The following is a 13,982-nucleotide window of genomic DNA, read 5'->3' on the forward strand; positions in this document are numbered from 1 at the left end:
ACACTGGAAGCCGTGACTGTGTCTTCCGGTGATCCCGACGTGCATGCAACGAACTCCGCTCGGCTCTTCGAACGTGCCGGCAACGTGATTCCGGGTGGCGTCAACTCGCCCGTCCGTGCGTTCGGTTCGGTCGGCGGAACACCGCGATTCATCCGCGAGGCGTCCGGTTACACCCTCACCGACGTCGACGGGAACAACTACGTCGACCTGGTGTCGTCCTGGGGTCCGATGATTCTCGGGCACGCTCACCCGGCAGTCGTCGAAGCCGTTCGCGAAGCCGCGCTCGGCGGTCTCTCCTTCGGTGCGCCGACGGAAGGCGAAGTTGCCCTCGCCGAGGAAATCGTCGCCCGCGTCGCGCCCGTGGAAAAGGTTCGCCTGGTCAACTCCGGAACCGAAGCCACGATGAGCGCAGTCCGCCTCGCCCGCGGATTCACCGGACGCACCAAGATCATCAAGTTCTCCGGTTGCTATCACGGCCACGTCGACGCCCTCCTGGCCGACGCCGGATCGGGCCTCGCGACGTTCGGACTGCCGACCTCGCCCGGTGTGACCGGCGCGCAAGCCGAAGACACCATCGTCGTCCGCTACAACGATCTCGACGCAGTGGCCGCGGCGTTCGCCGCCAACCCCGGCGCCATCGCGTGCGTCATCACCGAAGCTGCCGCTGGAAACATGGGCGCCGTCGCGCCGCTCCCCGGCTTCAACGAGGGCCTGCGTCGTCTCACCCGTGAGCACGGCGCACTCCTGATCATGGACGAGGTGATGACCGGATTCCGCGTCAGCGCCTCGGGTTGGTACGGCATCGACAACGTCGCCGGCGACCTCTACACCTTCGGCAAGGTCATGAGCGGCGGCCTGCCCGCCGCAGCTTTCGGCGGCCGCGCCGACATCATGGGCCACCTCGCACCCGACGGTCCCGTCTACCAGGCAGGCACCCTCTCGGGTAATCCTGTTGCCGTCGCTGCCGGACTCGCAAGCCTGCGCGCCGCCGACGCCGAGGTGTACGCCAAGCTCGGCCGGAACGCGACCGCCCTCGGCGACCTCATGACCCAAGCCCTCACCGCCGAAGGCGTCGAACACCGTGTGCAGTACGCAGGCACCTTGGTGAGCGTGTTCTTCACGGAGAACACGGTGACCAACTACGACGAAGCCAAAGCCGCGCAGACCTGGCGATTCCCCGCCTTCTTCCACGCGCTGCTCTCCCGCGGCGTGTACCCGCCGCCGAGCGCGTTCGAAGCCTGGTTCGTCTCCGCAGCACTCGATGATCGAGCATTCTCGATCATCGCCGACGCCATGCCTCACGCAGCCAAGGCCGCAGCTGCTGCCGTCAAGCCCTGATCCGTTCCAGTTCCAGCACACCCGCACGCTTCCGACATCCATCACCTTCAGCGAGGACCCTCGACTGTGACCGACGCCGATCACCCCGACCACACGTCCACCCGCACCATCGTCCACGTCCTTCGCCACGGCGAAGTTCACAACCCGCGCGGGATCCTCTACGGACGGCTCCCGGGCTTCCGGTTGTCGGTGGCGGGCGAGGCCCAGGCTCGTGCGGTCGCATCCGTGCTCTCCGATCACGACATCACCCACGTGGTCGCGTCGCCGCTGCAGCGCGCACAGGAAACCGCGACTCCGATCGCCGAGGCGCACAAGCTCGACATCGTCACCGACGAGAACCTCATCGAGGCGGGCAACGAATTCGAGGGCCTCAAGGTAGCTGTCGGTGACGGTGCGCTCTCGCGTCCGCGTCACTGGTGGAAACTGCGTGACCCGTTCACCCCGTCCTGGGGCGAGCCCTACTTGCAGATCGCCCATCGCATGCTGGCAGCCGTCAACGCCGCACGCGTCGCGGCAGTCGGACACGAAGCCGTCGTCGTCAGCCATCAGCTTCCGGTCTGGACTCTGCGTCGATTCCTGCAGGGTGAGCGTCTCTGGCACGACCCGCGTCACCGTCAGTGCGGTCTGGCCTCGTTGACGTCACTGGTCTACGAGGGCGACACCTTGGTCGACATCGTTTACTCCGAACCCGCCGGCGCCTCCGACCCGAGAGTGACAGGCGCATGATTTCGCGCCGCATCGCCGCAGCACTGGCAGCCGCTGCATCCGCGATGCTCCTTCTCTCGTCCTGCGCGACCGGCGACGACGCCGTCGCACAGGGCGGAACTTTCGACTTCGTCTCACCGGGCGGACAAACCAAGATCTTCTACGATCCGCCGTCCGACCGAGGCACCATCGGCAACCTCTCCGGGCCCGACCTGATGAACGAAGGCCAGAAGGTCGGCGTCGACGACTTCGAGGGCAAGGTCGTCGTCCTCAACGTCTGGGGTCAGTGGTGTGGACCGTGCCGGGCCGAAGCCGACGATCTGGAACAGGTCTACGAGCAGACCAAGGATTCCGGCGTGCAGTTCCTCGGTATCAACGTCCGCGACGACACCAAGAACAAGGCGCAGGACTTCGTGGTCGACAACAAGGTCTCGTACCCGTCGATCTACGACCCGTCGATGCGCTCGCTGATCGCCCTCGGCAAGGGCTACCCCACGTCGGTCATTCCGACGACGATCGTCCTTGATCGCCAGCACCGCGTCGCCGCGGTATTTCTCCAAGAACTTCTCGCCGAGGATTTGCTGCCCGTCGTCCAGCGAGTAGCTCAGGAAGACGCGCAGTAGACATGACAACCACGACCACCACGCTGCTGGCCGGCAGCGAAACACTGAGTGCCGGTGTGGGCGAAGCGTTTCAGAACGCGGCGTCGTCCGGTCCGCTGCTGCTGGCCCTCGGTGCCTGCGTGCTCGCCGGTCTGGTGTCGTTCGCTTCACCGTGCGTCGTGCCGCTCGTTCCCGGCTACCTTTCGTACCTCGCCGGCGTCGTCGGCGCCGACGCCCCCGCGATCACCGCCGACGAGGCGAGGACCCGGACGATCACCCGGAGCAGTCGACTGAGGGTCGCCGGTGCGGCCGGACTGTTCGTCGCCGGCTTCACCGTCGTCTTCGTTCTCGCCACCGCGTCGGTGTTCGGCGTTATCTCGACTCTGCTCGTCAACCGCGAGGTCCTGATGCGCGTGGGCGGTGTGGTCACGATCGCGATGGGCCTGGTGTTCATCGGACTGATCCCGGCGCTGCAAAAAGACGTTCGCTTCGAACCGCGTCGTGTGTCGTCGCTGGTGGGGGCGCCGCTGCTCGGGGGAGTGTTCGCGCTGGGCTGGACGCCATGCCTCGGACCGACATTGGCAGGCGTGATGTCCGTAGCCGCGGGAACCGACGGGATGACCGCCGCGCGCGGTGTCACGTTGATCGTCGCGTACTGCATCGGACTCGGGCTGCCGTTCATCTTTCTGGCGCTGGGGTCGGCGCGTGCGCTGACCGGCGTCGGCTGGTTGCGTCGTAATGCACGCACCATTCAAATTTTCGGCGGAATCATGTTGGTGGCAGTGGGAATCGCCCTCGTCACAGGCGCGTGGGACCAGTTCGTCGGCTGGGTTCGCGACGCATTTATCTCGGAGGTGACGCTGCCGATATGACAGCTGACGACAATAACGACAACCCGACACCCGTGCTGCCGAAGCAGTCGGTGATCGGTCGAGTCGTTGCACTCGGGCGCAACACCTGGCGCGGGCTCACCTCGATGCGGACCGCGCTGGTTCTGCTGTTCCTCCTCGCACTCGCTGCGATCCCCGGTGCCCTGCTGCCACAGCGAACCCTCAACGAGGGCAAGGTCGCCGACTACATCGCCGCGCGTCCGACGCTCGGCCCGTGGATGGACCGCCTCGAACTGTTCGACGTGTTCAGCAGCTTCTGGTTCACCGCGATCTACGCATTGCTCTTCATCTCGCTGGTCGGCTGCATCCTGCCGCGTTGTGTGGAGCACGCAAAGGCACTGCGCACCCGTCCGGTGAATGCGCCGCGCAACCTCGCTCGTCTGCCGCACCACACCACGAGCGTCGTGGACGGCGAGACTCCCGACGAACTTGCCGACCGTGTGTCGAAAGAACTGCGTGGTTGGCGCGTCGAAACGCGTCGCGGCGATACGAAATCGCGCCGCGAAGGTGAGATCACCATCTCGGCGGAGAAGGGATATCTCCGCGAATTCGGCAACCTCGTGTTCCACCTGTCGCTGGTCGGACTGCTGATCGCGATCGCCGCGGGCAAGTTGTTCGGCTACGAAGGCAATCGCATCGTCATCGCCAACGACGGCCCCGGGTTCTGCACTACGTCGCCGGCGGTGTTCGACTCGTTCGTCGCGGGCCTGAGCCTCGACGGCACCGGCATGACTCCGCTGTGTGTCCGTGTGAAGAACTTCCAGGCCGACTACCTCGAGACCGGTCAGGCCGAGATGTTCACCTCGGACATCTCGTACCAGGCTGGCGACGACCTCGAGTCCGATACCTGGCGGGACACGACCATTCAGGTGAACCACCCGCTGCGGATCGCCGGCGATCGTGTGTACCTGCAGGGACACGGATACGCGCCGACCTTCACCGTCACGTTCCCGAACGGCGAGACCCGCACCGAGACGCTTCAGTGGCGTCCGGACGACGCCACGACGTTCCTGAGCAGTGGCGCGATGCGCTTCGACCCGCCGGGCGGTATGTATCCGGATGCGGACGAGCGTCGGAAGAATCAGATTGCCATCGAAGGATTGTTCGCGCCCACCGCGCTGTTCCACGGCAACCTTCTGTCGTCGAGTTACCCGGCGATGAACGATCCGGCCGTCGCGATCGACATCTACAAGGGCGACACCGGACTCGATACCGGTAACCCGCAATCGCTGTTCGAACTCAACACCGAACTGATCAATCAGGGTCGACTGCTCAAGCAGGACCGGGTCAACCTTTTCCCGGGGGAGAGCGCGACGCTTGCCGACGGAACCCAGGTGCGATTCGACGGTGCCGTCGACTTCGTGAACCTTCAGGTCTCCCACGATCCCGCTCAGGTATGGGTGTTGGTTTCGGCGTTGACGATGATGGCGGGGCTGCTCGTCTCGCTCGTGATCAAGCGTCGCCGCGTCTGGGCGCGTATCTATCCAGATGACGAACGACGTACTGTAGTAGAACTTGGTGGGCTTGCCCGCACCGACCACGCAGGCTGGGGCGACGAGTTCGACCGCCTCGCCGACCGCTTGCTGAAAAGCAATCCGACCACCGCGGTGACCGAACCGCACGCGCAGGAGAACGCCCGATGACAACCAACGAGACACTCGCGCAGTACAGCGACTGGGCCTTCAAGTCCGCCTTCACCGTGCTCGTTCTGGCGTTTGTGCTGCTCATCGTGCAGTACGCGTCGGCCAGAGCCAAGGCGGTTCAGGACAAGGAACTGGTCTCGGCCGGCGGAGTCGACGCTTCCGTGCCGGGCAGAGTCACGGAGACTCCGACCAAGTCGCTCTCGGAGCGATTCGGCGGAATGGGCCGAGCTGTCCTGGTCGTCGGAACGGTTCTGATCATCGCGTCGATCGTGCTCCGCGGATTTGCGACGGAACGATTCCCGCTCGGCAACATGTACGAATTCGTGGCGATGGCATGTGCGGCGTCGTTGCTGGTCGGGCACGTCCTGTTGATCAAGCCGGCTTACCGTCCGATGTGGGTCTTCCTGCTGGTTCCCGTTCTGATTCTGATGTTCCTCGCCGGCACGGTTCTCTACGCCGACGCGGCTCCCGTGGTTCCGGCGCTGCGCTCGTACTGGCTTCCGATTCACGTGACGATCGTCAGCGTCGGCTCCGGCATCTTCATGATCGGCGGTATCGCGAGCCTCCTGTTCCTGCTGCGACTGAAGTTCCCGCCCGGTGACGAGGGCACGAGCATCGGCGGCCGGATCGCAGAGCGACTGCCGGACGCCCAGACTCTCGACCGCTTGGCGTACAAGAGCACGATCATCGCGTTTCCGCTGTTCGGCGCAGGCGTAATCCTCGGTGCCATCTGGGCGGAAGCTGCGTGGGGACGCTTCTGGGGTTGGGATCCCAAGGAGACGATGTCCTTCATCGCCTGGGTGATCTACGCGGCCTACCTGCATGCGAGGGCAACGTCCGGGTGGCGGGAGACGAAGGCTGCCTGGATCAACATCGCCGGTTTCGTTGCGATGCTGTTCAATCTCTTCATCATCAACATGGTCGTCTCCGGCTTGCACTCCTACGCGGGACTCAACTGATCCTCTCGAGGTACCGTGGGTGGCTGCCGACCGGTCTGTAGGCATTACCGGTAGGTAGGTCAGGGGCGGCACCAGCTACGATGCAGCTCGGTGAATAACTAGCTGCCTGGTAGCTGTGGGGATCGACGAGGGGGAACGGCGAGATGGCCGACAAGATTGAAGACGCCGGAGCAGGATTGTGGGAGCCGGTGCGTCCTGCCGAGCCGACGCGGCGCGAGCCGCGCGCGTCCGCGCCGGAGCCGTCATCCGACTCGGTTCCCAGCGATGTTCGCAGTCTCTTCGTGGCCCCGGTCGACTCCGGTCCGCTCCAGCAAGTAGCCGGACAGGCGCCCAGTGCATCCCCGCCCAGTGCACCCGCCGCCCAGCCACCGCTGACGACGCCGGCAGCTCCACCGGCGCCTGCGCCAGGCCCTAAAACTCCGGTCATCCAATACCCGGAAGCGCAGCCAGGCCCCATCAACGGCCAGTTCTCGACCTCGCCCGCGATGCCGATGCAGACCTATGAACCTACGAATCGTGCAGGGTCTGTTCCGGATTCACGAACTGGCGCTCGGCAATCCGGACAGAACTTGCAGCCTGTCCAGAACTCGCTGCCTGTCCAGAACCCGCCGCCTGTCCAGAACCCGCAGCCCGTCCAGCCTCTCCAGAACCAGCCCGCTCCCACCGCGCGCCCAACCGCGAGACCTCTCCAGCAACCGCAGGCACCTTCTTCGCCCGGCATGCATCAGCCCAATCCCGTGATTCGGCAGTTCGGTCACCCCGGCGCTGCACCGGTGCAGAACGGTCACACCCTGCAGAACGGTCACACCCTGCAGAACGGGCATGCGATGCCGGTTGCTCCGCCGCCGGCGGCACCGGTTCACCCTCCGATACAGCAGGGCGGATTCAACCCCGCTGCCGGCAATCGTCCTGAACCGGCTCTTCCGATGACGGCGCAAGACCTCTCGGCAGCGCTTCTCGTCAAGCCGGTCCGGCCTGCCCCGGCCGGTGGCTGGCGCAAAGCGCTGTACACGATGTCCGGCCGATCGGTGAACCTCGGGAACGGCGCGAAGGATCAGCATGTCGTCGAGTTGACGCGCCAGATCAACCAGCCCCTGCAGGGCTGCTACAAGGTTGCGGTGCTCAGTCTCAAAGGTGGCGTCGGCAAGACCACGACAACTGCGACGCTGGGATCGATGTTCGCGTCGATTCGCGGTGATCGCGTCGTCGCAGTCGATGCGAACCCGGACCGGGGAACCCTGAGTCAGAAAATCCCGCTCGAGACGCCGGCAACTGTGCGTAACCTGCTGCGTGACGAGAACAGTATCGAAAAGTACAGCGACGTCAGAGGCTATACATCGCAAAACCAGCACCGACTCGAAGTACTTGCGTCCGACAGTGATCCAGCAGTCTCGGAGGCATTCAGCGGTGTGGACTACACACGCACGGTCGACATGCTCGAAAAGTTCTACAGCATAGTTCTGACCGACTGCGGCACCGGCTTGATGCACTCGGCGATGCAGGCGATTCTCGAGGGCGCAGATTCGTTGATCGTCGTCAGTTCCGGATCCGTCGACGGTGCACGCAGCGCCTCCGCAACTCTTGATTGGCTCGACGCTCACGGTTACAGCAGGCTGGTCGCCACGTCCGTGGCCGTCATCAACGCGGTGCGGCCTCGCTCGGGCAAGGTTGATCTACCGCGCGTCGTCGAGCACTTCGAGCAGCGCTGTCGAGCAGTGAGACTGATTCCGTTCGACCCGCATTTGGAAGAAGGCGCGGAAATCGATCTGGACCGGCTGCGTCCAGGTACTCGGGAAGCGGTGCTGGAGTTGGCTGCGGTGGTTGCGCAGGACTTTCCGGCCTCCCCGTTCGGCCTCTCAGGGCGGTAATCGGATAGCCGGGTGAGCCCGGACGCTACGTCGACGTGTCAGTCGGCGGTACGTCCGGCCCTTCCGTGCGCTTGCGTCGTGTTTGCTGGTTCACATTCCACAGGAATTCGGGATCGTCGTCCGGCCCGCGCACGCCGCTCACCGGGGCACGCGTAGACGGATCGGGCCCGAATGCCTTCCACATCAGAACGATCAATGTCACCAAACCCACCAACGCCAACAGATACAGCACGGCGCACCTCCTCAAGGAACTGAGGTCGAGCCTACTCAGTCTCCGGCCCGCATCACCAGAAGTGGTGCGGACAAGTCTTTCGGCTCAGTGCGTCAGTGCTGTATCTGTCGGGTACTGCTGTATCTGTCGGGTAGTGCAGGTACTTCGAAGTGAGCTGAGAATGCTCAGTTGTGGTCCGCTTCCGTGGTCAGCGAGCGCAGAAGCTGCATGACCTCGGTCTCGCGGAATCGACGATGTCCCCCTGGTGTGCGAAGCGAGCCGAGTCGTCCTGCGTGTGCCCAGCGGGTCACGGTCTTGGGATCGACATGAAACAATGCCGCTACCTGTCCGGGCGTCATGAGTGCGTCTGCGGCGGTATTGAAGGTTGGTGCGCTCATTGTGAGGTCCTCCATGTTGATGTCGAACGTTGACGAACAGTGACTCTGAACAGTGATACCGAACCGGCGTGTCGAGCAGTTGCCAAAAACCTGCGTCGAGTTTGTTTCGAAGTCCTTCGCTTACATTCGACCGTTTTCTGAGTGGTAGCGCAATGTTTGCACAGATATAGCCGGGTAGTCGATCTTTCAAGACAAAGTAATGTTTAAGTAAAGGACAAAATGGATATAGCGGGCTCGGTGCTACTGGTATTCGGAATGGGTAACCTGAGAGGGTGAGTCAGTTGTCTGAAAACCCCGAAAATGTTCCTTCTGAGCCGGTCAAGGCCAGTAAACCTTCCGCAAACTCTGGGCAAGCAAAGTCGGCCACCGGGCCGGTGACCAAGGGTCAACTGGCCCGCGACGTGGTGCTGTACTCGGTCGCCCGGTTGCTGCTTGTCGTCGTGATCGGTGCCCTCATCATCGGCGGCGGAAAGCTCGCCGGCACCGACGTTCCCCTGATTGTCGCCGCACTGTTCGCAGTGCTGATCGCGCTACCGCTGTCGCTGCTGCTGTTCGCGAAACTGCGCAAGCGTGTCAACGCGGGCATCGCCGCTGTCGACGCCCAGCGTCGGTCCGATCGTGACGATCTTCGTTCCAAGCTGCGTGGAGACGGCCGGTGACCACGGAGTCGCTCGACGTCGACCGTCGGACGTCTCGTCAGTGGGTCGACAACGCGGTGCGGTTGATCGAAGCCGATGCGCAACGCAGCGCGGACACTCACCTGCTGCGGTATCCGCTGCCGAGTAACTGGACCGTCCAGCTCTATCTGAAGGACGAGTCCACACACATCACGGGGAGCCTCAAGCATCGCCTGGCGCGGTCGCTTTTCCTGTACGCGATCTGCAACGGCTGGGTTACCGAAGAGACCACCGTCATCGAAGCGTCGTCCGGTTCGACGGCTGTGAGCGAGGCGTATTTCGCGAAGTTGCTCGGTCTGGATTTTGTCGCGGTGATGCCGGCGAGTACGAGTCCCGCCAAGATCGCGTTGATCGAGGCGCAGGGCGGGCGTTGTCATTTCGTGAGCGATCCGTCCTCGATCTACTCGGAATCTCATCGGCTTGCGAGTGAGTTGAACGGTCACTACATGGACCAGTTCACCCACGCCGAGCGCGCGACGGACTGGCGCGGAAACAACAACATCGCCGAATCGATCTTCACTCAGCTCGAGCACGAGGAACATCCGATTCCCGACTGGGTGGTCGTCGGAGCCGGGACGGGCGGAACCGGCGCCACGATCGGCCGCTTCCTTCGCTATCGCAAGTTCGACACCGGACTGTGCGTCGTAGACCCGGAGCACTCGGTGTTCTTCGACGCGTGGCGAGCGAGCGATCCGTCGATCGTCGGTACTCGAGGCTCCCGGATCGAGGGCATCGGCCGTCCACGCGTCGAACCGTCATTTGTCGGTCAAGTGGTCGACCGCATGATCAAGGTGCCGGACGCAGGCTCGATAGCGGCCGCACGGCACGCCAGCACCGCCCTGGGGCGCAAAGTGGGTGGCTCGACGGGTACGAACCTGTGGGGAGCTTTTGCATTGATTGCGGAGATGATGGCCGCCGGACGCAGCGGCAGCGTCGTCACGCTGCTGTGCGACGGCGGAGAGCGCTACTCGGGCACGTATTACAACGACGAATGGGTGGCCTCGGAAGGGATCGACCTGCTCGGCCCCACGGCAGTGCTGGACGAGTTCGTACGTTCGGGTGCGTGGACCGCCAACTCCTGAACCGTGTACTTCTGCACTGCTGACGCGTGACCGCGGGCGGGGCGGCTCATCGTCACGCGCGGCCACGCGTCCAGCCCGGATGACTGCTCGACCATTCTGATGCGGATCAGGCCGGGGGAGAGTGTGTTCTCGGCCAGGCGCACGAATCCGAGTCGCTCGTAGTACGGCGCGTTCCACGGAACGTCGACGAAGGTCGTCAGGGTCACGAGATCGTGGTGATGGTCCGCCGCCCATTCGGTGACGGCGTCGATCAACTGGGCTCCGAGGCCTTTGCGGGCATGGTCGGGGTGAACGGAAACCTGCTCGATATGTGCGCCGCCGTCCACGATCTCGACCAGTGCGTACGCAACGGGTACGTCGTTTGCGTCGGTCTGAACCCAGATGTGTTCGGCGGCGAGAAAATCGTTCAACTCGTCGAGCGTCGGCGGTGGATCGTCTGCGATGGCGTCCATCCCGATGTCTCGGAACGGTTCGCCCGCGGCGATCTCGATCTGTTGCAGTGCGGGTAGGTCGGTGGATATGGCCGAGCGGATCACAGGAACCGTTTTACCTCGAGAAGTGCGTTTCTCCCAGCGCTACGCCATGTGAAACACAAACCTACGCAACCGTAGGTTGTGTATCGTTTGTCCAAGGGGCACTTCTCCAGCGAGGGCGGATCATGGGCAATCCTGAAGTTTCACTCGACAATTACGAGGCTGTGTACGAGTACTACCGCAGCCATCAGCAGAACCGGTTTGTGGCGAAGCTCGCCTATGCCGCGCTGGCGTTGAAGTACCGCCCGCGGGTGAAGTACGCGCCGGGTGCGGAAGCTGCGCTGAAGACTCTGCTCGAACGTAAGACGCAATTGGTCGTGGCAGTCAATCATCTGACGGAGAGCGACCAATTCACGCTCGCTGCGACCGCGTGGCGTACTCCGTTGCGGCGCGTGATCGGACGGACCAGAGTCCTCGCCAAAGACGAACTCTTCGTTGATCCTTCGCAGCGCAAGAAGGTCGACATGATGGGCAGCATTCCGGTTTTTCGCAGCAAGAACTACGGCCTTCGCGCTGTTTCGGATGCCGGCCGCGTGATGATGGACGTCGCGGCCGAGCGTCTGGGCAATGGGGATTGTCTGGCGATTTTCCCGGAGGGGACGTGCAATACCGAGGATCCGGCGCGGCTGCAGCACGTCAACAGCGGTATCGGCCACATCGTCGCCCGAGCTGAGAAGTTGGGATGCTCGCCGGCCCTGGTGTCGATCGGCATCAACTACGGCCCGGTGGCCGGCGACGTGAAGGCTGCGAGCGTCTTTGTCGGGATGCCCGTGACCGAACTTCCGGACAAGCCGATGGATATCGCCCGAACCGTGCAGGCTGACTTGCAGTTGGCAGTGGACGGGGCAGTTGCCGGGTACTGACATTGCGGTGTCAATTTTGGTTGACAGATTCCGATTGTCAATCTAAATTGACACTATGACCGAAGCAACCTCTCTTGCCGCTGCCGCCGGCAGTCCGGATCCCGCCGAGGGATTGCGTGCCGTTCGAGCGCTGCGACGTCTACTCGAAAAGCTCGAGGCCATTCAGGTCGCCAACGCGCGTCGTCACGGATGGTCCTGGCAGGCAATCGCGGAAACCCTCGAGGTCAGCCGGCAAGCCGTCCACAAGAAATATGCGTCCGCGCAATCGGAATCGATGCTGCGTTCACTGCGCGAGAAGGGCAGGTAAGTGCCATGTTCGAAAGGTTCTCCGCGCAGGCGAGGGGAGTCGTCGTCGATGCTGTCGCCGGCTCCGGTCCTGTCACTCCGATGGAACTGTTGACCGCGCTACTCACAGCTGATCGGGGCATCGCCACCGAGGTGCTCACCGAGTCCGGTGTCACGCTCGACGTGATCCGCCACGCCGGCGCCGGCTCGAACGAAGGTAGCTCGAACAATCTCGACGACGACGCCGAGATACTCAAGTCGATCGGCATCGATCTCGATGCGGTTCGGGAGAGTCTCGAGCAGTCCTTCGGCGAAGGTGTGCTGGACGAGACTCCTGTGCCGGACGGCGTCGACACTTCTCGCAAGAGCCGATTCGGGTTCCCTCGTTCACGATTCGAGAAGGACTCCAAGAAGGTGTTGGAACTCTCGCTCCGTGAAGCGCTCGCGCACAAGGACAATCGCATCGGCGCCGAACACATCCTGCTCGGCATCCTGCGTGTCGCCGACGGACCCACCCGTGAGGCCCTCGAAACGCAGGTCACGATGCCGGTAATCCGTGAGCGGTTGGAAGCGAAGATGAATCGCGCGGCCTAGATTCGGCACGGTTCCGCATGCACGGGAGGGATGTGCCAGCATTCAGACATGACATTTCTGGCACGTCTCATCATCAACGGCATAGCCATCTGGCTGGCGTCGGCGTGGGTCACCGGCATCACGATCGCCAACCACGACAACGGCACCTGGGGCACGGTTCTCGTGATCGCGGTGATCGCCCTGATCTTCACGGTGGTCAATGCCTTCATCAAGCCGGTAGTGCAGCTTCTCTCGCTACCGCTGCTCATCCTGACGCTCGGACTGTTCACTCTCGTGATCAACGCCCTGATGCTGATGCTGACGGCCTGGATCTCGTCCGGAACGTCCTACGGCTTGACGGTCGACGGCTTCTGGACGGCAATCTGGGGCGCGCTGATCATCTCGATCGTGAACTTCCTGCTCAGCGCGTTCGTCCCCGACAACCGTTGAGTGCGTCGACGTTCAGGCGAGACTGAGCGCAACTGCGGTCGCGGCACCCCAGACGAGCATGGCGAGTCCGGTGTCGCGCAGCGCGGGGATCAGGGCCATTCCCTGCCCGCCTGAACGCAGTGGGGCGTTGGCTCGGATTGCCAGCGGTAGCGCGAGCAATCCGAGCAATGCCCACGGAGTGCGCAGGATCAGCAGCAGGGTCGCGACGAACGGAACGGCCAGCAGGATCACGTGCAGCGTGCGGGTCTTCGCGTCGCCGAGCCGTACTGCGAGAGTGATCTTTCCGGACTCGGTGTCGGTCGGGATGTCGCGAAGATTGTTGGCAACGAGCACCGCGCTCGAGAACGAGCCGATGGCGATCGCTCCGGCCAGCCCGGCCAGATCCACCCGCTCGGCCTGCACGAACTGAGTTCCCAGCACTGCGATCAGCCCGAAGAAGATGAATACGGCGATCTCGCCGAACCCGCTGTATCCGTACGGCTTCTTGCCGCCGGTGTAGAACCAGGCACCGATGATGCAGAACACGCCGACCGCGACCAGCCACCACGCTGTGGTCGCCGCCAGAACGAACCCGGCTACCGCGGCAACGGCGAAGCAGCTGATCGCTGCGGCCTTCACGGCCCCGGGACTGACCAACTTCGATCCGACCAAGCGCAGTGGCCCGACGCGGTCGTCGTCCGTTCCGCGGATTCCGTCGGAGTAGTCGTTCGCGAAATTCACCCCGACGATCAAGGCCAAGGAGACGACCAGTGCCAGGAGCGCCTTCCACCACACTGCGAGGTCCAGGGACGCCGCGGCTCCGGTGCCGACCAGCACGGGCGCAATCGCGTTCGGGAGTGTGCGCGGCCTCGCGCCTTCGATCCATTGAGCAGCTGTTGCCATACAACGATCTTTGCACTGTGCAA

General features: G+C 63.5%; 17 protein-coding genes. 13 read left to right on the top strand and 4 right to left on the bottom strand.

Features of this window, described 5'->3' with window-relative positions:
- Nucleotides 1–12 precede the first annotated feature (12 nt).
- The 7 genes from hemL (at nt 13) to ACFT1A_RS11995 (ending at nt 8,005) form a co-directional block, all read left to right on the top strand.
- A complete protein-coding gene (gene hemL / locus ACFT1A_RS11965) occupies nt 13–1,338 on the top strand; it encodes a glutamate-1-semialdehyde 2,1-aminomutase (protein ID WP_019744354.1) in 1,326 nt (441 codons plus the stop codon).
- Nucleotides 1,339–1,404: 66 nt separating this feature from the next.
- Nucleotides 1,405–2,064 carry a histidine phosphatase family protein gene (locus ACFT1A_RS11970; protein ID WP_378447149.1) on the top strand — a complete coding sequence of 220 codons (660 nt, stop codon included), beginning with the start codon at nt 1,405–1,407 and terminating at the stop codon, nt 2,062–2,064.
- Nucleotides 2,061–2,666: a TlpA disulfide reductase family protein gene (locus ACFT1A_RS11975; protein ID WP_378447150.1), complete on the top strand. Its 606-nt coding sequence runs from the start codon at nt 2,061–2,063 to the stop codon at nt 2,664–2,666. The genes ACFT1A_RS11970 and ACFT1A_RS11975 overlap by 4 nt, the downstream gene beginning before the upstream one ends.
- A gap of 2 nt (nt 2,667–2,668) precedes the next feature.
- Nucleotides 2,669–3,517: a cytochrome c biogenesis CcdA family protein gene (locus ACFT1A_RS11980; protein WP_283304941.1), complete on the top strand. Its 849-nt coding sequence runs from the start codon at nt 2,669–2,671 to the stop codon at nt 3,515–3,517.
- Nucleotides 3,514–5,178 carry a cytochrome c biogenesis protein ResB gene (locus tag ACFT1A_RS11985; protein WP_378447151.1) on the top strand — a complete coding sequence of 555 codons (1,665 nt, stop codon included), beginning with the start codon at nt 3,514–3,516 and terminating at the stop codon, nt 5,176–5,178. Before ACFT1A_RS11980 ends, ACFT1A_RS11985 begins: the two co-directional genes overlap by 4 nt.
- Entirely contained in the window at nt 5,175–6,137 is a 963-nt protein-coding gene (gene ccsB, locus ACFT1A_RS11990; RefSeq protein ID WP_378447152.1) for a c-type cytochrome biogenesis protein CcsB, read from the top strand. The genes ACFT1A_RS11985 and ccsB overlap by 4 nt, the downstream gene beginning before the upstream one ends.
- Before the next feature lie 590 nt (nt 6,138–6,727).
- The gene (locus tag ACFT1A_RS11995; protein WP_378447273.1) at nt 6,728–8,005 is read left to right on the top strand and encodes a MinD/ParA family protein; all 1,278 of its coding nucleotides are present in this window, start codon (nt 6,728–6,730) and stop codon (nt 8,003–8,005) included.
- 25 nt (nt 8,006–8,030) lie between these two features.
- Here the strand turns inward: ACFT1A_RS11995 and ACFT1A_RS12000 are convergent, their stop codons facing one another.
- A complete protein-coding gene (locus ACFT1A_RS12000) occupies nt 8,031–8,237 on the bottom strand; it encodes a hypothetical protein (RefSeq protein ID WP_060939066.1) in 207 nt (68 codons plus the stop codon).
- A 164-nt stretch (nt 8,238–8,401) separates the two neighbouring features.
- Nucleotides 8,402–8,614: a BldC family transcriptional regulator gene (locus ACFT1A_RS12005; RefSeq protein ID WP_230812117.1), complete on the bottom strand. Its 213-nt coding sequence runs from the start codon at nt 8,612–8,614 to the stop codon at nt 8,402–8,404.
- Nucleotides 8,615–8,886: 272 nt separating this feature from the next.
- Between ACFT1A_RS12005 and ACFT1A_RS12010 the strand changes: the two genes are divergently transcribed.
- Together ACFT1A_RS12010 and ACFT1A_RS12015 are read left to right on the top strand one after the other, a co-directional pair.
- Nucleotides 8,887–9,273, top strand: coding sequence for a DUF4229 domain-containing protein (locus tag ACFT1A_RS12010; protein ID WP_378447153.1), 387 nt, complete (start codon nt 8,887–8,889; stop codon nt 9,271–9,273).
- Nucleotides 9,270–10,373, top strand: a complete 1,104-nt coding sequence (locus tag ACFT1A_RS12015; protein ID WP_378447154.1) for a PLP-dependent cysteine synthase family protein — start codon at nt 9,270–9,272, stop codon at nt 10,371–10,373. Before ACFT1A_RS12010 ends, ACFT1A_RS12015 begins: the two co-directional genes overlap by 4 nt.
- Here the strand turns inward: ACFT1A_RS12015 and ACFT1A_RS12020 are convergent.
- Nucleotides 10,271–10,909, bottom strand: coding sequence for a GNAT family N-acetyltransferase (locus ACFT1A_RS12020; protein WP_378447155.1), 639 nt, complete (start codon nt 10,907–10,909; stop codon nt 10,271–10,273). The genes ACFT1A_RS12015 and ACFT1A_RS12020 overlap by 103 nt on opposite strands.
- A gap of 122 nt (nt 10,910–11,031) precedes the next feature.
- On the opposite strand from ACFT1A_RS12020, the gene ACFT1A_RS12025 reads away from it, so the two are divergent.
- From ACFT1A_RS12025 to ACFT1A_RS12040, 4 genes are read left to right on the top strand one after another with little or no spacing between them, the layout of a single operon-like run.
- Nucleotides 11,032–11,769 (top strand): lysophospholipid acyltransferase family protein, encoded by a 738-nt coding sequence (locus ACFT1A_RS12025; protein WP_378447156.1) that lies wholly within the window; start codon nt 11,032–11,034, stop codon nt 11,767–11,769.
- 55 nt (nt 11,770–11,824) lie between these two features.
- On the top strand, nt 11,825–12,076 hold the full coding sequence (locus tag ACFT1A_RS12030; RefSeq protein ID WP_230812121.1) for an HTH domain-containing protein: 252 nt from the start codon (nt 11,825–11,827) through the stop codon (nt 12,074–12,076).
- 5 nt (nt 12,077–12,081) lie between these two features.
- Nucleotides 12,082–12,648 carry a Clp protease N-terminal domain-containing protein gene (locus tag ACFT1A_RS12035; protein WP_378447157.1) on the top strand — a complete coding sequence of 189 codons (567 nt, stop codon included), beginning with the start codon at nt 12,082–12,084 and terminating at the stop codon, nt 12,646–12,648.
- Nucleotides 12,649–12,696: 48 nt separating this feature from the next.
- Nucleotides 12,697–13,077, top strand: coding sequence for a phage holin family protein (locus ACFT1A_RS12040; RefSeq protein WP_378447158.1), 381 nt, complete (start codon nt 12,697–12,699; stop codon nt 13,075–13,077).
- 12 nt (nt 13,078–13,089) lie between these two features.
- Here ACFT1A_RS12040 and ACFT1A_RS12045 read toward each other — a convergent pair whose 3' ends face one another.
- Complete coding sequence (locus tag ACFT1A_RS12045) at nt 13,090–13,959, bottom strand: 1,4-dihydroxy-2-naphthoate polyprenyltransferase (RefSeq protein ID WP_230812123.1); 870 nt, start codon at nt 13,957–13,959, stop codon at nt 13,090–13,092.
- Nucleotides 13,960–13,982 lie beyond the last annotated feature (23 nt).

Source organism: Rhodococcus sp. NPDC057135, assembly GCF_042670865.1.
GTDB lineage: Bacteria > Actinomycetota > Actinomycetes > Mycobacteriales > Mycobacteriaceae > Rhodococcus_F.